Raw genomic sequence first — 19,304 nt, 5'->3', positions numbered from 1 at the left:
CCCGTCCTCGTCCTGGAGCTCGCGATGCTGCGGACCCGGTTGTGCGACCTGCTCGACGTCTCCGTGCCGGTGGTGGTCGCGCCGTTCGGCCCCTGGGACGAGACGGCGCTGGCGGTGGAGGCCTGCCGGGCCGGCGCCCTCGGCAGCCTCGGCACGGCGCTGCGCCGGCCGTCGGAGCTGCGCGCGCAGTGGCAGCGGGTGCGGGAGGGCACCGACCGCCCCTTCGCGGTCAACCACACCGGGCGGCCGTTCGACCCGGAGGCCTTCGCGGCCACGCTCGAGTTCGCGCCCGCGGCGATCAGCTTCCACATGGGCGTCCCCGCCGAACTCGTCGCCCGCGCGCACGACGCCGGGATCCGCTGGATCCAGGCGGTCGGCGACGTGCGGGCCGCGGAGGCCGCGCTGGAGGCCGGTGCCGACGTGCTGGTCGCCCAGGGCACGGAGGCCGGCGGCAACGCCGGCTGGGTCAGCACCCTGGTCCTCGTGCCGGCCGTCGTCGACCTGGCCGGGGACGTGCCGGTGGTCGCCGCCGGCGGCATCGCCGACGGCCGGGGCCTGGCCGCCGCGCTCGCGCTCGGCGCTCAGGGCGCGAGCCTGGGCACCCGCTTCCTCGCCACCCCCGAGATGGGCGTCGACCAGGAGTGGAAGGACCGGATCGTGGCCGCGGACGCCACCGACGCGGTCAAGGTCCCGCACAGCGAGCGGGTGATGCCCCGGTTCACCCTCCCGCAGATCGGGGAGCCGTACGCGCCGCGGGCGCTGCGGACCGAGCTGGTCTCCCGCCTGCAGCGGGCGCCGGAGACGGTCGACCCCGAGCGCGTGGGGCACGAGCTGCGCGCCCGCGTGCGGGCCGGCGGCGGCCACGACCTGCTCCCGTTCGCCGGGCAGTCGGTCCAGCTCGTCCACGACGTCGTCCCGGCCCGGGAGCTGGTCGCCCGCCTCGTCGCCGAGGCCGAGGAGGCCCTGCGGGCGGCGGGACGGGCGGTCACGGCCGGGCCGGCGCCGCGGCCGCGGACCCCGGAGCCTCCCGCCGCGCGCGAGCCCGCCGACCAGCAGGCGTGACGGGCGGCGCGACGGCGCGGCGCCGACCCGGCCGGCGGTCGTGCGGTCAGGGGATCTGCGCCGGTATGCGGCGGCCCTCGACGAGCAGGCACACGTGCTGCAGCCCGACGATCGACGCCGCCTGCAGCAGGGGCAGCCGCACGAACACCGCGCCGAGAGGACCCAGGAAGGAGGCGAAGAGCCACATCGAGGTCGCCAGGCACAGCAGGTGCCGGCCGGACCCGTCGACGTCGACGCCGTGCCGGGCGAGGGGCAGCGCGCCCACCCCGAAGGCCGCGCCCAGGACGACCGTCAGGAGTGCGGCGCTGTCGGCTCCCCCGAGCCAGTCCGCCGGGAGGACACCCAGCACGGCTGCCGCGATCGCCGCCGACCACCACAGCCGTCCGGCGGGGCGGCCACTCCCCCGGCCCGGCCGCTCGTAGCAGTCCAGCTCGGTGGGCGGGTGCTCCGCGACCATCCGGGACCGGTTCTCGTAGACCGCCACGGAGGGGTGCTTCCGCCGGACCCGCTGGGTGAGGTCCCCGGGCACGGCACCCGACAGCCACAGGGCCTCGATCCGGCAGTACTCGGCCCGCAGACCACGGGTCCCCGCGATGACGTGACCCCAGCAGGCGACCACGGCGAGGACGTGGCGGCTGCGCGGCTGGTCACCGGTCCACTGCTCCGCGCCGAAGGCGTAGAAGCCGCACGTGCAGTCCGGGGCCGGGCTGGGGTGCGGCGGGCGGTCCCTGCTCAGGCAGCGCGCCTGGTTGGCGCCGTCGTGCCACGGCTCGTCGGAGAACAGCGGGTAGAGGGCACCGTCCGGACCGATCCGGAAGGTGCGCAGCGCTCTGATCTGTCCCACACGTGGCTCGAAGCCACCGTAGGGATCCACCGCCGCTACTTCACGGGCGACGGGGTCCGGGGCGGCTCGGGTCGCTCCGGTGCGGCCGGTTCGAGGGGCGGCTCGGGCACGGGCAGGACCTCGATGCGGCGGACTTCCTTGCCGATGTTGCCCACGACACCAGCGTAGGGACCCGCTCCGCGTTCGGGACCTCTCTCGTCCCCGCGAGATCCCGGCAGCGCCGCAGGGTCAGCGCACCGCCCCGCGGCCGTGGCGTCCGCTCCCCGCACGGGACCGCTCGTCGCGGGGAGCGCCCGGTGGGAGGATGGGGCGCCGGTGATGAGAGGGGACGCCGTGGACGGGCAGCAGCCGATCGAGCCGAGCGAGATCTACCGGGCGGACGGCAGCCGCGTGCCCCGTCGCCGTGCACCGCGGAGCCCGCTGCCGGCCGCGGTGCGGTCCCTGCTCCCGGCGCTGACCCGCGGCACGACCGCCGGGTCACTGGTCACCGCCTCGGCGTTCGCGGTCGCGGCGGCCGTCACCGCCCGGGCCGCCGAGGCGGCACGCCACGTGCTCGAGCAGGCGGCCCGGGAGGCGCTGTCCACACGCCCCACCGGGTCGTGGGTCGAGGTCTCCGTCACCCGGATCGAGGTGCGCTGGCCGCGCTGAGCCCTGCCGGGAACGACTCGAGCGGACGCGCCGGACTCCCTGGCGCGGCCGGGCGACCGGCGGTAGAGAGAGTCGTCCCGCCGTCGACGAGGGAGCACTCCGATGGCCGACAAGTCGCCCCACGACGACCACTCCACGAAGAAGTCGGGCAAGGCCGTGAAGGCCAAGCGCAGCGAGCGCAAGGAGAAGCAGCGGGCCGCCGCCCAGATGGAGCGGCTCATGCACCCGCGGAGGACCAAGAGCTGACCGGCCCCGCCCGCGGTGCGCCCGCGTCCCGGCCCGTCCGGCACGCGGCGTCCCGGGCGGTCGCCGTCAGGCCGACGGTGGCCGCTCCTCCGCCGCGAGGCGGTCGGCGAACAGCGGCGGGAGCCAGCGCAGCATCAGGCTGGACCACACCACGTGTGTGAGCACCGGCGCCTGGATCCCCCCGGTGATCCTGCGCTGGATCCCGAACAGCAGCCCCATCGGCAGGCTGGCCAGCACGAGCGCCGGGTTGCGGGTGGCGACGGTGGCCAGGCCGTAGACCGCCGTCGAGACCAGCACCGGGCGCTCGGCGCCGGCCGCCGCGTAGAGCGCGCCGCGGAAGAACACCTCCTCCGCCACGCCGTTGGCCAGCGTGGTGGTCGCCACGAGCGGGGCCGACCCCTGGTCGGCGTAGCGGAGCACCGAGCCGATCGCCCGCTCCAGCACCGGGATCCGCCGGGCGACCAGCGCCGCGGCGTAGAACGCGCCGAAGGCGGCGACCCCCGAGACGACCGGCGTGAGCAGCGGCCGCTGCAGCCGGTCCCCGGGCCCGAACATCCGGCCCAGGTGCAGCGGCCCGGACGCCAGCCCCCCGGCCACCCAGGTGCCCGCGACCCCGAGGGTCAGCCCGTAGAACCGCGGGGAGCCCGGCGGCGTGGACAGCGACACCCCCAGCAGTGATGCGCCGGCCACCGCGACCGCGCCGGTGACCCGCCGGCGACGCCGGAACGCGGCGTCGGTCTCCCGGTGGTCCCGCGGCACCTGCCGCAGCAGCGGCCCGGCCACCCGCCGGATCCCGGCCTCCAGGGCCCGGACGGCCCGGCGGCGCGTCACCGCCGGGCTCCGCGGCTCAGCCATCCGCCGCGCCGCTCCCCGACCTGTCGCCGGCGTTCGCGCGCCCGCTCGACCAGGGCGGTGAGCACCATGTGGTCGTAGTCCATCGGCTCGAAGGGGACGACCGAGCGGACGGCGTCGTCGGTGACGACCACCTCGTTGCTCATCGAGTCGATGAGCGACCGGCCGGTGGCGACGTCGACGTCGGTGACGAGGGCCAGCCAACGCGAGGACAGCTGCGGGCTGAGCAGCGGCACGGGGACGACGAACAGGTGCCGGTTCTGGACGTCGGCGACGCGGGTGAGCATCTGCAGGTAGGTGAGCACCTCCGGGCCCCCGACCTCGAACACCCGGCCCTCCGCCTCCGGCGCGTCGAGGACGCCGACCAGGTACCGGACGACGTCGGCGACCGCGATCGGCTGGGTCCGCGTGCTGACCCACCGGGGGGTGACCATGGCGGGCAGGTGGGCCACGAGCTGGCGGGTCATCTCCCAGGACACCCCGCCGTGGCCGACGACGATGCCCGCGCGCAGCACGGTGACCGGCACGCCGGTGCCGCCCAGCAGCCGCTCGACCTCGCGCCGGCTGCGCAGGTGCCGCGACAGCCGGTCGGCGTCCCGGCCCAGACCCCCGAGGTAGACGATGCGGCCGACGCCCGCCGCGGCGGCGGCCCGGGCGAAGGCGCGTGCCGCCTCGGCGTCCTTGCGCTCGAAGTCGGGGTCGCCCAGGGAGTGCACGAGGTAGTAGGCGACCTCGCACCCCCCGAGCGCCGCCTCGAGCGACGCCTCGTCGCCGACGTCCCCGGCGACCGGGCTGCCGGCGCCCTCGTACCGCTCGGGCCGGCGGGTCATGGCCCGGACGTCGTGGCCCTCCCGTTCCAGCGCGGTGGCCAGCCGGCCGCCCACGAACCCCGACGCACCGGTGACCAGTACCTTCACCGGTCCAGGGTGACCCGCGCGGGCGGTCGGTGCGACCCGTCCCGCCGGACGGTCTCGGCCCGGTCCCGGATCCCGAGCAGCATCCGCCGCATCATCGGGTAGTCGGCGACCTCGCACAGCAGCACCGTGCCCAGGACCCACCCGGGGCGCGACCACTCGTACACGACGCGCATCCGGCTGACCAGCCGGGTCCGGCCGCCGGCCAGCGGAACCAGCCGCCACGCCCACGTCCGGTTGGGCGACCGCCACAAGAGCCACTCCGGGGCCTCGAAGCTCTCGACCCGGAACGACGACCGCTCCGAGGCGCGGGGCCCCCAGGCCAGGTGCTGGCCCACGTGGAGGTCCTGCAGCTCCGGGCGGACCTCCCGGGCACTCGGCCACCCGAGGTTGTCGAGCAGGTCGTCGGCGTACCAGCCGCCGCGGCGGTAGCCGACCTGGACCAGCCAGGGCCACACCGCCTCGGGTGGCGCGGCGACGCTGACGGCCCGGGTGCACCGGTACCGGGCACGGGGCAGCAGGTCGTCGCCGGGCATCGGCGCGGCGACCTCCCCCGCGGTGGCCCCCCACCTGCGGTGCCAGGGGCGCAGCAGCGGGGTGACGACGAACCGGGGCAGGTCACCGAGCACCGCCAGGACCTGCGGGACCAGGTCGGCCGCGGCCCTCGCGGGGGTCCGGTGGGGCGGGCGCGGGGGCAGCTCGATCCGGACGACGGGGCGGCGGCGCCGCGCCGCCGCGCGGCCCGTCCGGCCGACGTCCGTGCTGGGGAGGGACATCCGCGCTCCTCCGGGGTGCGGATCCGTGACGAGGTGCCGACCCCAGCGCGGCCGGCCCGCCGCCACCTCATCCGGGGCGGACGATCCGGGCCGGGGCGGTGTGTCACGACGCCGCGCGCAGCACCGTGCCGATCTCGTCGTCGGTGAGCACCACGGGGTTGCCGCGCATGCTGCTGGAGCGCGCGGCCTTCGCGGCGACCTCGGCGTGGTCGGCGGGGCGGAGGCCGAGCGCCCCGAGGGGCGGCACGCCGAGCGCGGCCACCGTCTCGCGCAGCCAGGCCACCGCGTCCTCGACGGTCGCGTCGTCCCGCCCGGTCAGCAGCCGGGCGACCTCGGCGTAGCGGCCCACCGCGGGCGAGTCCGACGCGCGCTCCCGCAGTGCCCGGACGTTCACCTCGACCACCGGTGCCAGCAGGGCGGCGCACACCGCGCCGTGCGGTGCGGAGACCAGGCCGCCGACGACGCCGGCGACGCCGTGCACCGCCCCCAGCTTGGCGTTGGCCAGCGCGATGCCGCCGAACAGGCTGCACAGCGCCATCTCCTCGCGGGCCGCCCGGTCCCCGCCGTCCTCGTAGGCGGTCCGCAGCGCCCGCGCACCGCGCTGCAGCCCGGCGGCCGCGACGGCGTCGGTCACCGGGGTGGCCTGCGGCGAGACGTAGGGCTCCAGGCACTGGGTGAGCGCGTCGAGCCCGCTGCTGGCGGTGACCGCCGGCGGGCAGGTCAGCGTGAGCAGCGGGTCGACGAGTGCGACGGTCGCGAGCAGGTGCGGCCCGCGGATGCTCGCCTTGACGCCGTGCTCCGGTGAGGCGAGCACCGCGTTGGCGGTCACCTCCGCACCGGTGCCCGCGGTCGTGGGGACCGCGACGGAGGGCAGGGCCGGCCGCTCCACGGGCAGCCCGCGGCCGACGACCTCCAGGTGGTCGAGCGGGTCGGTGCCGTTGCCGAGCAGGGCGGCGACGGCCTTGCCGGTGTCCAGCACGCTCCCGCCGCCGATCGCGACGACGACGTCGACGCCGGCGTCCCGCGCCGCCCGGGCCGCCGCGCGCACCGCGTCGACCGTCGGCTCGTGCGGGACCGGCACGACGGTGACCGGGTCGAGCCCGCCGAGCAGCGACCGGTGGCGCGCGGGGTCCCGCCCGGTGCAGAGCAGCACCCGCCGTCCCAGGGTGGGCAGCACGTCCGCGAGGTCGCCCGCGCGCCCGGGGCCGAACAGCACCCGCCGCGGGAGTGCGAGGTCGAAGCCGCTCACCGGCCGGCGTCCGTCACGAGCCCGCGGCCAGACGCCGGCCCATCTGCTCGTGGACGGCCTGGATCGCCTGCAGCGGGCGGATCATCACGCGGAACTCGACGATCCGCCCGGCGTCGTCGCAGCGCAGGATGTCCACCCCGTTGACGTACCGGCCCGCCACGGTGGTCTCGAACTCGAGGACCGCGGTGTCGCCCGCGACGACCTCCTTCGTGTACCGGAAGGCGCCGCCGGGGCCCTCACCGGCCAGCGCGTCGGCCGCCGCCTCCAGGTAGCGGGTGGTGATCGCCCGGCCCTCCTGCGGCGTGAACACCACCGGCGACCAGAAGACGACGTCGTCGGCGAGGAGTTCGTCGAGGGCGCCCGGCGCATGGTCCTCCATGTAGCGGTGCCAGCGGGCGACGACGTCGTCGATCACGGGGGCCTCCTCGGCGTGTCAGCGGACCGTATTCCCGAGCCTGCCGGGGACCGTGCCGGTCGAGCCAGTCGGCCACCGCCCCCGGGTGGCGGGCGACGGCCCGTGCCGGTCGGCCAGCGGCACCCGCGGCACGCCGGCGGCCCGGCAGGCGGCGGCCACCGCGCCGGCCGGCGGTGCCGCGCGGAACGGATCGGCGGTTTGCCGGGAACGGACGGCTGCAGCACGATTCTCCCGGGCGGGAGAGCCGGCCCGCCGATCCGATCGGGTGGTGGTGTGTGGCCCGCGACGAGGACTCCGCCGCCGCTGCGGTGACGACCGACTGGGCGGATGCCGACCGCCTGCTGCGCGCCCTGGGTCACGCGGTCATCGCCACCGACCTCGACGGCCGCATCGTCCACTGGAACCCCGCGGCCGAGCAGCTGTACGGCTGGACCGCCCGGGAGATCCTGGGCCGCGACATCGCGGAGGTGACGGTTCCCGAGTCCGGGCAGGAACAGGGCCAGGAGATCATGCGGTCCCTGCGCGAGGGCAGGCCCTGGTCCGGCGGCTTCACCGTCGTCCGCAAGGACGGCTCGACCCTCTCCGCGCTCGTCACCGACGTCGGCGTGCGGGACGACGACGGCCGCCTCGTCGGGATCGTGGGGGTGTCCACGGACGTGGGCAACGCCCTGCGCCCGCTGCTGGCCCGCTCGTCCGACGCGGTCCTCGTCCTGTCCCGCAGCGGTGCCGTCTCGTACGCCAGTCCGGCCTTCACCCGGCTGTTCGACTGGCCCCAGGACCGCGTCCTCGGGATGCACCTGTGGGACCTCGTGCACCCCGACGACCGGCCGGCCGCGGTGCGGCCGCCCGCCCGGGAGCGGGACGAGGAGCCCCGCACGCTGGAGTGCCGGCTCCGCTGCCCCGACGGCTCCTGGCGGCACGTCGAGATGGTCGTGACCGACCTGCTCGACGACCCCGCGGTCCGGGCCCGGATCTGCAACATCCGGGACGTCACCGAGCGGCGGCAGGCGCAGGAGCGGCTGGCCGAGCTCAACGAGCAGCTGGAGACCGCCCTGACCTCCCGGGTCGTCATCGAGCAGGCCAAGGGCATGCTCGCGGAACGGCGCAGGATCTCCGTCGAGGAGGCGTTCTCGGTCCTGCGCAAGCACGCCCGCGACCACAACGCGTCCCTGCAGGACGTCGCGGCCGCGGTCGTCACGCTCGGGCTGTCCCCCTGACGCCGGCGGTCCGCCGACCCGTCCCCCGGCCATCTGCCGGTCGCGTGGCACGACGCCGGGAGGGTGGCTAGCCTCGGAGACGGCCGCTCAGTGGCCCTCCGCCCCGGTCCCCGGCGGAGCCCGGTCGCTCCGGTCCACGGCGACGTCGTTCAGATGTCGACTGGATGGCGCGATGCTGACCCCCACCCCGAGCCCGGCCCTCCTCGACCGGCAGGTCGCCGCGGCCGTCCGGCCCCACCCCTCCCTCTTCCCGGTGGCCCGGGCGATCCGGGCGGAGCTCCCGGGCGATCGCCTCCACCTGGTCGACGGGGACGGCGCCTCGTTGTGCGACGCGTTCCCCCCACAGCAGCTCGAGCGGCTGCACCTGCGCTGGGAGGCCGTCCTCGCCGGTGCCCGGTGCCTCGCCTGCGAGCTGCTCGGCTCCCCGACCCTCGCGACCCACCCTGGCCGGGCTGACCCGGGGCCCGGCGTCCCGCTGCCCCGAGGGCGCCCGCTCGCCCCGGACGGCACCACCGACCGTCGCGAACCCGCGATCGGCCGGCGTCGCGTCACACCGGGAGGGCGTCGTCCGCGGTGCCCGCCTCCAGGCGGCCGGCAGCGAGGTACCCGTGCGCCTGCCGCAGCCGGGCGCCGAGGCCGGGCAGCTCGTCGGGGGCCGCCCGACCGGCGAGGTGGGTCAGGGCCGTGAGGTCCGCGTCAGGCCATCGGTGACCTCCTCGCGGCGAACCGCCGGCGAGGCGCACCTCTTCACGGTCGACCCGGTGCCGCGGGTGCTCGAGCGGTCCGAGGGGGAGGAGGTGTCCGCGGGCCCCACCCAGCGGCTGCGCGCGCTGGAGGCCCTCGCCGCCGACGCCCACGGTCCGCGCGAGGCGGTGCGCGCCGGCGTCGTCCCGGCCGCGGTGCTCGACAGCAACCGGTACCTGGCCCCGGGCCTGCCGCCGCCGCGGCGCTGGATCGGCATGGCCGGGCCCGACCTGGTCCGCGGCGCCGACGGGCGGCTCGTCGTCCTGGAGGACGACGTGCGCACGCCGTCGCTGCCGGCCTTCGCGCTGGCCGCGCGGAACCTGGTGCCCCCGCCGTGGTCATCGGCCCGCGCGCGGACGCCGGTCGGCTCGAGCACGCCCGCGCCGCCGTCCTGGCCGACCCCGGGGAGTGGATCGCCCAGGAGCCGGTGGCGCTGTCGACCCACCCCACGGTCGTCGACGGCGCGCTCGTGCCGCGGCACGCCGACTACCGGCCGTAGACCTTCTGCGCCGGCGACGAGACGACCGTGCTCCCGGGCGGCCTCACCCGGGTGTCCCTGACCGAGGGCGAGCTGGTGGTCAACGCCTCGCAGGGCGGCGGCGCCAGGGACACCTGGGTGGTCGGCTGAGCGCTGCCCGGCGCCGGGATGGGCGAGCATGCACCGGTGGGATACCCCTCCCGCACCCGCCAGGTCGCGGCCGTGGTCGTGGCCGCCGGGTGCACCGCCGCCGTTCCCGTGTCCGGGGAGCTGTCCACCGGCGCGCTGCTGGCCGTCGGCGGCACCGGCCTCCTGGCGACGGCGGCCGGGCTGGCCGCGCGCGCCGGCGCGGCCGCCCCGCGGGTCGGCCGCCGGGCCCTGCCCTGGCTCGCCTGGCTGGCCGCGGCCCTGGCGTGGGAGGCGGCCGCCCTCCTCGACGGCGACCTGCCGGCCCTGAGCGACCTCGCCGACCCGCTGCTCGCGCACCCGGCCGCACGGGCGGCGGCGACCCTGGGGTGGCTGGCGGCCGGTGCCTGGCTGCTGACCCGGCCCGCGGTCCCTCCGGAGCGGTCGTGACCGGCACCGCGGGATCCGTCACGGCGGTCGTGCTGCTCCTGGCCGCCGGTCTGTCCCTGGAGGCCTCCGCCCGCCGGAGGGGCTCCCCCGCTCCCCTGGCGCAGGCGCTCGGTGCGGCGATGCGCACCACCCCCGGCCGGCTGACGGTGCTGCTGGCGTGGGCCTGGCTCGGCGTCCACTTCCTGGCGCGCTGACCGCGCCGTCCGGGCGGCCGGGCAGCCGTTGCAGCGACGTCCGGTCCTGTCACACCCCGGGACGACACTGTGCCTGTCCGGATCACACCGCAGGTGTCAGCACCGCACACCCCGGGCACCGCGTCGGCGGGATCCGGGAGGAGGTGAGGACGAGGTGAGGACCTACGACCCCGCGGACGGCATCCGCTACGTCCACCTGGCACAGCACCCCGGCACTCCCCCGGCGCCACCACCCTCCCCCGAGCGGTGCCACCGGCTGCCCTCCGGCTACCCGAACGCCTCCCTCCGGGCCCGGCTCGGGGGACCTCGGGCGACCGCGTCCCGTCCCGCGCTCGTCCTCCTCCCCGGAGGATCGGCGGCGGCCGACGGCCCCGCCCCCGCCGCACCGCCGCTGCGCCTGGCCCGGTAGCGGGCAGCCGACGGACCAGCGGCCTCGCGCGGACGCCGGTGCGCCCGGCGGCGCTCACTCCGCCCCGACCGGGACCGGGCGGAGGCGCGGGTGCGGCCGGTTCCCCGGGCCGACGAGCTCGGGCTCGAGGAGGACCTCCAGATCCGACCCGTCGGCGTCGATCTGCGCGACGGCCCGGTCGAGGTCGCCGTCCCCGGTCACGTAGGTGAAGAGGATGCGGCCGTCGGCCGTCCAGGTCGGCTGGGAGGCCCGCTCCTCGCCGGGACCGAAGTCCGTGACCGGGCGCCGCTCCGTGCCGTCCGGCCGGATGGTGAACAGGTTCGTCGGCTCGTCGGTGTCCTGCTCGCCGCCGATGTCGTGGTCGCCGAACACGATGAGGTCCTCGTCGGGGTGCCAGTCGACCCTCGCGAACGGGCCGACCTCGGTGATGGCCGCCGGCGGACTCCAGCCGCCGTCGCCGGAACGGCTCACCGCGACGGTGGAACCGTCCCAGACCTCGCCGGTGAAGTGGTCGACGTTCATGACGAGTGCGTCCCCGTCGGGCGACCAGCGGGGGAAGCTGTGCAGCCGGCCGTCGGCGCGCGCGAGTTCGCCGGCGACGGTGAGCTCGCCGGTGGCGACGTCGACGATCGCGAGGACGGACCGGGCGGGTGCTGTCTCGTTCGGGTCGCCGTCGTAGCCGACCATCGCGATGCGCGCACCGTCGCGGGACCACGCCGGGTTCTCCCAGTAGAGGTCCTCGAGGCCGGCCGGGGAGGACTCGAGCAGCGGCCGGGGCTGCTCGCCCGCGACGTCGGTCACCCAGACCTGGCCGGGGCCGTCCTCGGCGTCGACGTAGGCGATCTCGGCGCCGTCGGGCGACCAGTCGGGGTGCAGCGTCTCCCCGTCGAGGATGGTGTGCACGCCGGATCCGCCGGGGCGCGCGAGCGTGAGGCCGAGCTCGACGCCCTGGAACACGATCCACGGCTCGTCCCGGCCCACACTCGGCGGCGCGCCGGTCGGCGACGCGCCTCCTGCGGCCTCGTCGGCCGACCCGCACGCGGCCGCGGCGACCAGCACGACGAGCGCGACAGCGCACCGGGCGCGCCGTTCGGGCACGCAGCGATGCTCCCACCGGCACCTCCGCCGGAACAGGCCCGCGCTCCCGGTGGTCCGAGGGCTCGGCCCCGGGCGTGCCCGGGACGAAGTGCCCTGGAGCGGCGCGCTCCCGGAGGGCTTGGCTGGGACGCGCGGAGCGGGGATGCCGGTGCACGGGCCCCAGGCCGTGGACCACCGGCGGGCACGACGTCCCGAGGAGCCGATCCGATGGTCACCACCCTCCCGGCCTTCACGCCGCTGGAGGAGAGCCTCCTCGTGACGCTCCGCTCCCGGGCGGCGGACGCCCGCTCGCCGCGCCCGATCCTCGGGGACACCCTGGCGGACGAGATCGTCCGGGAACTCGACCCGGACGCCACCGGGAGCCGGGTCGACGCCAACCTGGTCACCAGCTGCGCGCTGCGCGCCAAGCGCCTGGACGAGATAGCGCTCGACTTCGTGCACCGCCACCCGGACGCCGTCGGGCTCGACCTGGGCGCCGGGCTGGACACCCGGTGGGCGCGGATCGCCCCGCCGCCCACCGTGGACTGGTTCGACGTCGACCTGCCCGCCGTCGTCGCCGCCCGGGACGCCGTGGTGCCCGCCCGCGCGCGGACCCGCACGATCGCCGCGGACGTGCGGGACGGGCACTGGCTGGACGCCGTCCCGTCCGGCCGGCCGGCGGTGGTCGTCGCCGACGGCCTGGTCGGGTTCCTCGACCGGGAGGAGGTGACCTCCCTGCTCGACCGGCTGACCGGCCACTTCCCCTCCGGGGAGATCGCCTTCAACAGCTACTCCCGCTTCGCTCTGCGGGCGACCCGGCTCGTGCCCGGCACGAGGGCGGTCTCCGGGCTCCTCCGGTTCCCCGGCCTCGACGACCCGCACGAGCTCGAACGCTGGGCCCCGCGCCTGCACCTGGTCCGGGAGATCCTGCTCAGCCGGGAGCCCGAGGTCGCCCTGTTCCCGCCGTTGCTGCGCCTGTACCACCGGCTCGCGGCGCACAGCACGGCCTGGTCCCGCCGGGGGACGGTCGTCCTGCACTACCGCTTCGAGCGCTGACGGGGCGCCGCCGCGGCCGGGGTGGCGGGCGTGAGGGCGCGGCCGACGCCGGCCAGGTCGTCCGCCGTCGTCAGCAGCCAGCCCCAGGTGTCGAGCAGGCGCAGCGCGTCGTCCGGGGCCGCGGCGAGCTCCTCCGGGGGCACCGGGTCCACCCGCACGGCCGGCCGGCCCGAGGGCACCCGGCCGGCGTCGAGGGCGGCCGCCGCTCCCCGGTAGCCGGCGGCGACGTCCGCGGCCGCGGTCCGCAGCTGCGCGGTGGGCCGCAGCCAGGGCGGTGCCCCGGCCGCGGGGTACCGGGACCGCAGGGTCCGGGCGTAGTGGTCGAGGCGGTGCACCACGCCGAGCACGGCCAGCCAGTCCACCCGGGCTCCCGGCCGGGCCGGTTCGGACCGGTACTGCGCGTAGGTGTGGTCGAGCAGCCCGGACAGCCGGCCGAGCGCGGTCGGGGGCGCCGGCCCCGCCCCGGTCAGCTGGCCGACGACGGCCACGACCTCCGCCGCACCCGCCCGCAGGCACTCCCCGGCGGCCCGGACCAGCTCCCCCCGCCCCCCGCGGGGCCACACCGCGGTGCCGATGAGGATGCCGACGAGTCCGCCGACGAGGACGTCCTCGAAGCGGACCGCGGCGATGCGCCAGCTCGCCGGCCCCACCTGGGCGAACAGCAGGGCGACGACGACGGTGAACCCGGCCTGCCCCGCCGCCACCCCGAACAGCGGGCCGGCCGCCAGGCAGACCCCCATCAGGACCGGCAGCGCCCACGCGTAGACCGCCGTGTCCCCGCCGACGAGGAACAGCGCCACCCCGCTGACGACCGCGCCCACGGCGGTGCCGGCCACCGCGCGGGCCAGCACCGAGCGGTCGGCGACCGCGCTGGTCCGCATAAGGCTCAGCGTCGCCAGCAGCACCCAGAAGCCGTGCGCGAGGTCGAGGACCCCGGCGACGGCGCGGGCCGCGGCGAGGCCGAGCGCCAGCCGCACCGCGTTCTGCAGGTACACCGACCGCGGGGTCAGGTGCGTGCGCAGCCGCTGCCACCACAGCCGGCCCCGGGAGGCGGTGAGGAACCAGAGGTCGACGGGGACGTCGCCCGGATCGGCGACGGGGGCACCGACCACGCCGCGGACGGTCAGCACCAGGCTCCGGGCGGCCTCCGCGACGGCGACGGCGCCCACGCCGGCCCGCAGCGCCGGGGGGTCGACGGCGACCGCCGGCAGCTGCTGCCCGCGCCACGCGCGGAGGGCGGCGAGCGCGGCCTCGAGCGGGCCGGTCGACGGCGGCGGCCCGGCGCCGCGCAGGGCCGCCCCCGCCGCGGCCACGGCGTCCCCGACGGCCGCCACCAGCTGCGCGGTGGCGGGGTGCGCCTGCCGCCCGCCGGCGGGCCACGCGTCCGCGAGCACGCCCAGGCGGCCGGCGACCACGCGGAGCGCCGCCGCGGCCCGCACCAGGCACCGGTCGCGCACGCCGGGCCCGAGCGGCCGTTCCGCGACCGGCAGCGCGCTCAGCCGCAGGGCCGCCACGGCGTCCGCCGCGGCGGCCCGCGGCGCGGACGACCCCGCCCCGCCGCCGCCCCGCAGCTCGCGGGCGAGCACCCGCGCGTACGCGGCCACCCGCCCCGCGGCGTCGGCCAGGCGGGCGGCGGGGTCCGCCGGCGCCGGGGCCGGCCACAGCACCCGGTCGGCGACGGCGAGGAGCGCGATGCCCAGCCCGATCCCGAGCAACCGCTGGCCGAGCGTGCCGGGCGCGTACGGCGGGAAGCACGGCAGCACGTAGAACAGCTGCAGCCCGCTGACCACGCCGGCCACCCGCGGCCCGCCGACGCCGGCGAAGGCGACGAGGAACCCCACCGCCAGCATGCCGAGGACCGCCGTCCAGGTGGTGACCGCGAGCAGGGTGCCGAGGGTGACCAGCACGGCGCCGGCCACGAGGCTGCCGGCGTGGACCCGGGTGCGCTCCGCCGGCCGTCCCGTGACCTCGGAGAGGCTGCCGAGCGCGACCGCGGCGAAGACCCCGTAGACGGCAGCGACCGGGGCGTCGAGCAGGTACCGGCAGGAGTAGAACGCGGCGCAGGAGGCGACGGTCACCCGGCCGGCCCGCCGGACGGCGGCCAGCGACGGGTCGCGTCGCCGCAGCCGTGCCAGGGCCCGGGCGGCTGCTGCTCCGGCCGGCCGGGAGCCGGTCCCCGGGGTCATGTCCCGCCGGGCACCGGGGACCGGTCCGGTCGCCCGGTGCGCGCCGCCACCCGGCAGCCCCTACGGCGCGGCCGCCGCCTGCACGGGGACCGACGTCCCGTCCGGCCGGGCGTGCGCCGGCATCATCGGGCCGTCGCCGGCGGGGTCGAGCACGCCTTCCTCGAACCACGCGTAGCGGCCGGCGAGCACCCGCTGCGCGGCCGCGTACTGGCGGTCGTCGTCGTTGGCCCACAGGTCGTGGAACAGCCGGCCGGCCCGGCGGCGGGCCTGGCCGCAGAACAGGCCGGCCAGCTCGACCGCCTCCTGCCGCCGCTCGGGGCGCTCGCGCCCGAGGGTGTCGGCGTACACGCAGGCGCAGGCGACGGCGTACACCTCGGCGCCGATGTCGACGATCCGCCCGAGCAGCCGGCCCTTGCGCTCCAGGCGCCCCTGGTGGCGGGCCATCGCGTAGAAGGTCGAGCGGGCGAGCTTGCGCGCGGATCGCTCGGCCCAGCGCAGGTGCCCGGCCAGCTCGCCGAACTCGGCGAAGGCGCCGGGACGCCGGCCCGGTCCCGTGGCCAGCGTCGGGAACCACCGGGCGTAGAAGGCACCGGCCTTCCCCGCGGCCCGCGCCTTGTCGGCCAGGCCGGAGTCGCCGAGCAGGCCGCCCGCGACCTGCAGGTGCTGGTCGACGGCCTCGCGGGCGATGAACAGGTGCATGATCTCGGTGGATCCCTCGAAGATCCGGTTGATGCGCATGTCGCGCAGCATCTGCTCGGCCGGCACCGGCTTCTCCCCGCGCCGGGCGAGGGACTCGGCGGTCTCGAACCCGCGCCCGCCGCGCACCTGCACCACCTCGTCGGCGGCGGTCCAGGCGAGCTCCGAGGCGTAGAGCTTCGCCAGCGCGGCCTCGATCCGGATGTCGTTGCGCTTGTCGTCGGCCAGGCGGCTGGACATCTCGAGCACCGCCTCCAGCCCGAACGCCGTGCCCGCCAGCCAGGCGATCTTCTGCGCCACCGGGTCGTGCTCCCCGATCGGCCGCCCCCACTGCCGGCGCTCGGCCGACCACTCGCGCGCGATCTTCAGGGCGTACTTGGCCGTCGACACGCAGATCGCCGGCAGCGACAGCCGGCCGGTGTTCAGCGTGGTGAGGGCGATCCGCAGCCCCTTCCCCTCGCCCCCGATGACGTCGCCCGCGGGGACGAGGACGTCGTCGAAGCGGGTCACCGAGTTCTCGATGCCCCGCAGCCCCATGAACGCGTTGCGGTGCTCGACCTGCACGCCCTCCCGGTCGGTGGGGCAGATGAAGGCGGTGATGCCGCCCGGGTGCCCCTCGGACCGCGGGACGACGGCCAGGACCACCACCACGTCGGCGATGACGCCGTTGGTCGCCCAGAGCTTCGTGCCGGTGATGCGGTAGGCGGTGCCGTCGTCGGTCGGGACCGCCGTGGTGCTCATCCGCGCGGGGTCGGAGCCGACGTCGGGCTCGGTGAGCAGGAACGCCGAGAGGTGGTCCCGGGCCAGCCGGGGCAGCCACTCGCGCTTCTGCTCCTCCGTGCCGAACAGCCGCAGCGGCTCGGGGAGGCCGATCGACTGGTGCGCCGACAGCAGCGTCGAGATCGACGAGTGCCAGGTGCCGGCCAGGGCCAGCGCCCGGTTGTAGTACACCTGGCTCAGTCCCAGGCCCCCGTACTCCTCGGGGATCTTCATCCCGAGGGCGCCGAGGTCCTCCAGGCCCCGGACGACGTCGTCGGGGATCCGGGCGTCCCGCTCGATCTGCCGCGGGTCCACGCGCTCGGTGAGGAAGACCCGGAGGCGCTCCAGGAACGCCTCGCCCTTCTCGACCGCGGCCGGGTCGGGCTCCGGCTGGGGATGGATCAGGTCCAGGCGGAGGTTCCCGAGGAACAGCTCCCGGCCGAACGACGGCTTGGCCCAGGAGGCCTCGCGGCTGGCCTCGGCGACCTGCTTCGACTGCTCGTACGTGGGGTTCGACGCCATGGGGCAGCATCGCGCCGGTCCCCACGCCGGGACAACGGTCCCCGGCACGGGGACCGGCGCGGTGCGGTCAGGCGCCGAGGGCCTCCTGCTCCCCGGACGACGTCCGCAGCGCGTCGGTGAGCAGCGCGACCAGCGCCTCGAGCTGCACGTCGGCCGACGAGGACACCTCCTCGTCGGAGCCGTCGAGCGCCCGGGCGGCGAGGCCCGCCTTGGTGTCGATCAGCTCGGCGATCCGCGCGTCGAGGGTCTGCGCGGCGATGATCCGCCACGCGGTGACCGGCTCGGTCTGGCCGATGCGGTGGCTGCGGTCGATCGCCTGCGTCTGCTCGGCGTCGGTCCACGACAGCTCGGCGAGCACGACGTTCGAGGCGACCTGCAGGTTCAGCCCCACACCGGCCGCGGTCAGCGAGCACACCGCGACGTGGACGTCGGGGTCGGTGACGAACGCGTCGACCTCGCGCTGGCGCGCCGTCGGCGTCTGGTCGCCCCGGATGGAGGAGAACCGCACGCCCGCCCGGGCGAAGGTCTCCTCGGCAGCGTCCATGACGTCCACGTGCTTGGCGAAGAAGACCACCTTGCCGGCGCTGCGGGCCAGCTGGGCGGCGTAGTCGGCGGCCAGCCCGGCCTTCGCCCGGCCGATCCGCCGCATCATGCCGAACACGTTCTCCCCGGTCGTGGTGGTCGCGTCCTTGAGCTCGGAGCGGGCCACCCGGCGCACCAGGTCGGCGTCGAGCCCCTCGACGACGCCGGAGGTCCGGGCCGCGAGCGCGGTCTCGTACTGGCGCACCAGCCGGCGGACCAGCTCCTGCTCGGCCGCCCGGATCGACCGGCCGGCCGCGCCGTCCAGCTCGACCGGGAGGTCGGCGATGCGGCGGGCGGGGATGTCGGCGGCGACGTCGACCTTGCGGCGGCGCACGATCCCCAGGTCGATCACGCACTGCCGGGCGGCGGCGGAGAAGCCGCGGTCGGCGGGCGTCAGGCCGGTGTCCTCGAGGGCGTCCATCAGCTCGCCCAGCGGCTTGGCGTCGTCGATCCAGCCGAGGAACTGCCAGATGGCCCGGAAGTCCTCGATGTCGTTGATCAGCGGGGTGCCGGTGAGGGCCATCAGCAGCGGCCGCACGGTGCGCGACCGGATGCGCTCGGACAGCGCGAGGACGTGCTGCGACCGCTGCGAGGTCTTGTTCTTGATGAAGTGCGCCTCGTCGACGACCATCCCGCGGAAGCCGAAGTCGCCGAGCCAGCCCACGTGGCGGTCGAGCACCTCGTAGTTGACGACGACGACGTCGGCGAAGCCGTCCACCGTCTCGCCGTCGCCCTGGACCACGGTGGCCGGGCGGTGCGGCGTCCAGCGGCCGGCCTCGCGCGCCCAGTTGGTCTTGACGACGTTCGGCACGACGACGAGCAGCGGGTAGGCGTCGGCCGCCTCCGCGGCGAGCAGCGCCTGCGCGGTCTTGCCCAGGCCGGGCTCGTCGGCGAGCAGGAACGTCCGGTGCCCGGCCGCGGCCCCGGCGACCAGCTGCCCCTGGTGCGGCATCAGCTCCAGCCCGGGCGGGGTGAAGCGGTCGGTCGGGAAGGGCAGGTCCATGCACGCCGGGGCGCCGCCGCCGGCGCGCTCGAAGGAGGTCAGCAGCGGGCCGAGCAGCTCCCAGCCGGCCAGGCGTTGCGGGCGCGGGGCGCGCACGGGGGCGGCGGAGAAGTCGGGTGCCAGGAAGGGGTTGGCCAGCTGCCGGGAGATCACCGACTGCGGCACCGCGCGGCGCGGGGGCGCGGCGGGCGCGTCCGGCTCCTCGGCCGGCGGGGCCTCCTCGAGCACCGGCTCGATGCCGGCCGCCTTCTGCATCTCGCGCACGAGCGACCGGGCCGCGTCGGAGACGACGGCGTCCTCCCCGAGCAGCGCCAGCAGCGCGGCGTCGCGGACGGCCGTCGTCGCGAGGATGGTCGCGACGCCGTCCAGGCGCTTGAGCTGCTCGGTCCGGCGGCCGTCGCTGAGACCCGTGTCCGCGCGGACGCGGGCGCGCTCGTCGCGCAGCAGCAGCGCGACGGCCTGGAACCGCGTGCGGACGGCGGGCGTGACCCGCCCGCGCCGGGCGGCCGCCTCCACGTCCCGGACGGTGCGGGCGAGCACCGCGACGACGTCGTCGTCACGGCGACCCCGCCGCTGGTCGCGCGGGGCGCTGCGGCGAGCGCCTGACTGGCGCTGGCCTGGTCGAGCCAAGGATCCTCCTCTGCAGTGCCGGGCACGGTCGCCGCGGCAGCACGGCGCACGGACCCGCGGCCGGAGCGGGGACGCTCCGGACGAGACCGGTCCCCCGGGTCCGGCGGACGCCTCCGGGGTCGCCGGAGGCCACGATCGGCCGGCCGGGCGCCCCGGCCGGCGGGACGCC

At 77.2% G+C, this 19,304-nt stretch carries 18 protein-coding genes and 1 pseudogene; 9 read left to right on the top strand and 10 right to left on the bottom strand.

All coding sequences use genetic code 11. The features are described from left to right. Window positions 1-24: 24 nt before the first annotated feature. Window positions 25-1,062 carry an NAD(P)H-dependent flavin oxidoreductase gene (locus ACI79L_RS14415; RefSeq protein WP_456937457.1) on the top strand — a complete coding sequence of 346 codons (1,038 nt, stop codon included), beginning with the start codon at window positions 25-27 and terminating at the stop codon, window positions 1,060-1,062. Between the two features lie 46 nt (window positions 1,063-1,108). Here the strand turns inward: ACI79L_RS14415 and ACI79L_RS14410 are convergent, their stop codons facing one another. After that, a complete protein-coding gene (locus ACI79L_RS14410; RefSeq protein ID WP_456937456.1) occupies window positions 1,109-1,906 on the bottom strand; it encodes a hypothetical protein in 798 nt (265 codons plus the stop codon). A 318-nt stretch (window positions 1,907-2,224) separates the two neighbouring features. Between ACI79L_RS14410 and ACI79L_RS14405 the strand changes: the two genes are divergently transcribed. Continuing rightward, a complete protein-coding gene (locus tag ACI79L_RS14405; RefSeq protein WP_456937455.1) occupies window positions 2,225-2,554 on the top strand; it encodes a hypothetical protein in 330 nt (109 codons plus the stop codon). Window positions 2,555-2,656: 102 nt separating this feature from the next. After that, window positions 2,657-2,800, top strand: a complete 144-nt coding sequence (locus ACI79L_RS14400; RefSeq protein WP_456929094.1) for a hypothetical protein — start codon at window positions 2,657-2,659, stop codon at window positions 2,798-2,800. 66 nt (window positions 2,801-2,866) lie between these two features. On the opposite strand, the gene ACI79L_RS14395 is transcribed toward ACI79L_RS14400, so the two are convergent. From ACI79L_RS14395 to ACI79L_RS14375, 5 genes are all read right to left on the bottom strand, one after another. Continuing rightward, window positions 2,867-3,631 (bottom strand): CPBP family intramembrane glutamic endopeptidase, encoded by a 765-nt coding sequence (locus ACI79L_RS14395; protein WP_456937454.1) that lies wholly within the window; start codon window positions 3,629-3,631, stop codon window positions 2,867-2,869. Then, complete coding sequence (locus ACI79L_RS14390) at window positions 3,628-4,569, bottom strand: NAD(P)H-binding protein (protein ID WP_456937453.1); 942 nt, start codon at window positions 4,567-4,569, stop codon at window positions 3,628-3,630. The genes ACI79L_RS14395 and ACI79L_RS14390 overlap by 4 nt, the downstream gene beginning before the upstream one ends. Further along, complete coding sequence (locus ACI79L_RS14385) at window positions 4,566-5,342, bottom strand: hypothetical protein (protein ID WP_456937452.1); 777 nt, start codon at window positions 5,340-5,342, stop codon at window positions 4,566-4,568. The genes ACI79L_RS14390 and ACI79L_RS14385 overlap by 4 nt, the downstream gene beginning before the upstream one ends. A gap of 103 nt (window positions 5,343-5,445) precedes the next feature. Continuing rightward, window positions 5,446-6,591, bottom strand: a complete 1,146-nt coding sequence (locus ACI79L_RS14380; RefSeq protein WP_456937451.1) for an iron-containing alcohol dehydrogenase — start codon at window positions 6,589-6,591, stop codon at window positions 5,446-5,448. Between the two features lie 13 nt (window positions 6,592-6,604). Next, on the bottom strand, window positions 6,605-7,006 hold the full coding sequence (locus ACI79L_RS14375; protein ID WP_456937450.1) for a nuclear transport factor 2 family protein: 402 nt from the start codon (window positions 7,004-7,006) through the stop codon (window positions 6,605-6,607). Window positions 7,007-7,281: 275 nt separating this feature from the next. Between ACI79L_RS14375 and ACI79L_RS14370 the strand changes: the two genes are divergently transcribed. The 5 genes and pseudogenes from ACI79L_RS14370 to ACI79L_RS14350 all read left to right on the top strand — a co-directional run bounded on the left by ACI79L_RS14370 (window position 7,282) and on the right by ACI79L_RS14350 (window position 10,215). Then, the gene (locus ACI79L_RS14370; RefSeq protein ID WP_456937449.1) at window positions 7,282-8,223 is read left to right on the top strand and encodes a PAS domain S-box protein; all 942 of its coding nucleotides are present in this window, start codon (window positions 7,282-7,284) and stop codon (window positions 8,221-8,223) included. 389 nt (window positions 8,224-8,612) lie between these two features. Beyond that, window positions 8,613-9,281, top strand: a pseudogene (locus ACI79L_RS14365) (circularly permuted type 2 ATP-grasp protein); the annotation flags it as partial. Between the two features lie 20 nt (window positions 9,282-9,301). Further along, on the top strand, window positions 9,302-9,466 hold the full coding sequence (locus tag ACI79L_RS14360) for a circularly permuted type 2 ATP-grasp protein (protein WP_456937448.1): 165 nt from the start codon (window positions 9,302-9,304) through the stop codon (window positions 9,464-9,466). 165 nt (window positions 9,467-9,631) lie between these two features. Further along, window positions 9,632-10,021, top strand: a complete 390-nt coding sequence (locus ACI79L_RS14355; RefSeq protein WP_456937447.1) for a hypothetical protein — start codon at window positions 9,632-9,634, stop codon at window positions 10,019-10,021. After that, window positions 10,018-10,215, top strand: a complete 198-nt coding sequence (locus ACI79L_RS14350; RefSeq protein WP_456937446.1) for a DUF6186 family protein — start codon at window positions 10,018-10,020, stop codon at window positions 10,213-10,215. Before ACI79L_RS14355 ends, ACI79L_RS14350 begins: the two co-directional genes overlap by 4 nt. Window positions 10,216-10,678: 463 nt before the next feature. Here the strand turns inward: ACI79L_RS14350 and ACI79L_RS14345 are convergent, their stop codons facing one another. After that, window positions 10,679-11,722 carry a TolB family protein gene (locus ACI79L_RS14345; protein WP_456937445.1) on the bottom strand — a complete coding sequence of 348 codons (1,044 nt, stop codon included), beginning with the start codon at window positions 11,720-11,722 and terminating at the stop codon, window positions 10,679-10,681. A 207-nt stretch (window positions 11,723-11,929) separates the two neighbouring features. Between ACI79L_RS14345 and ACI79L_RS14340 the strand changes: the two genes are divergently transcribed. Beyond that, window positions 11,930-12,757 (top strand): class I SAM-dependent methyltransferase, encoded by an 828-nt coding sequence (locus ACI79L_RS14340; protein ID WP_456937444.1) that lies wholly within the window; start codon window positions 11,930-11,932, stop codon window positions 12,755-12,757. Here the strand turns inward: ACI79L_RS14340 and ACI79L_RS14335 are convergent. The 3 genes from ACI79L_RS14335 to ACI79L_RS14325 form a co-directional block, all read right to left on the bottom strand. After that, window positions 12,739-14,943 carry an FUSC family protein gene (locus tag ACI79L_RS14335; RefSeq protein ID WP_456937443.1) on the bottom strand — a complete coding sequence of 735 codons (2,205 nt, stop codon included), beginning with the start codon at window positions 14,941-14,943 and terminating at the stop codon, window positions 12,739-12,741. The genes ACI79L_RS14340 and ACI79L_RS14335 overlap by 19 nt on opposite strands. Before the next feature lie 60 nt (window positions 14,944-15,003). Beyond that, window positions 15,004-16,920, bottom strand: coding sequence for an acyl-CoA dehydrogenase family protein (locus tag ACI79L_RS14330; RefSeq protein WP_456937442.1), 1,917 nt, complete (start codon window positions 16,918-16,920; stop codon window positions 15,004-15,006). A gap of 67 nt (window positions 16,921-16,987) precedes the next feature. Next, complete coding sequence (locus tag ACI79L_RS14325; RefSeq protein ID WP_456937441.1) at window positions 16,988-19,135, bottom strand: DEAD/DEAH box helicase; 2,148 nt, start codon at window positions 19,133-19,135, stop codon at window positions 16,988-16,990. Between the last annotated feature and the right edge of the window lie 169 nt (window positions 19,136-19,304).

It is taken from the genome of Geodermatophilus sp. SYSU D00684 (genome assembly GCF_054050455.1).
Note: the sequence above shows the minus strand (reverse complement) of the source record. Positions and strands in the feature narration are given on the sequence as shown.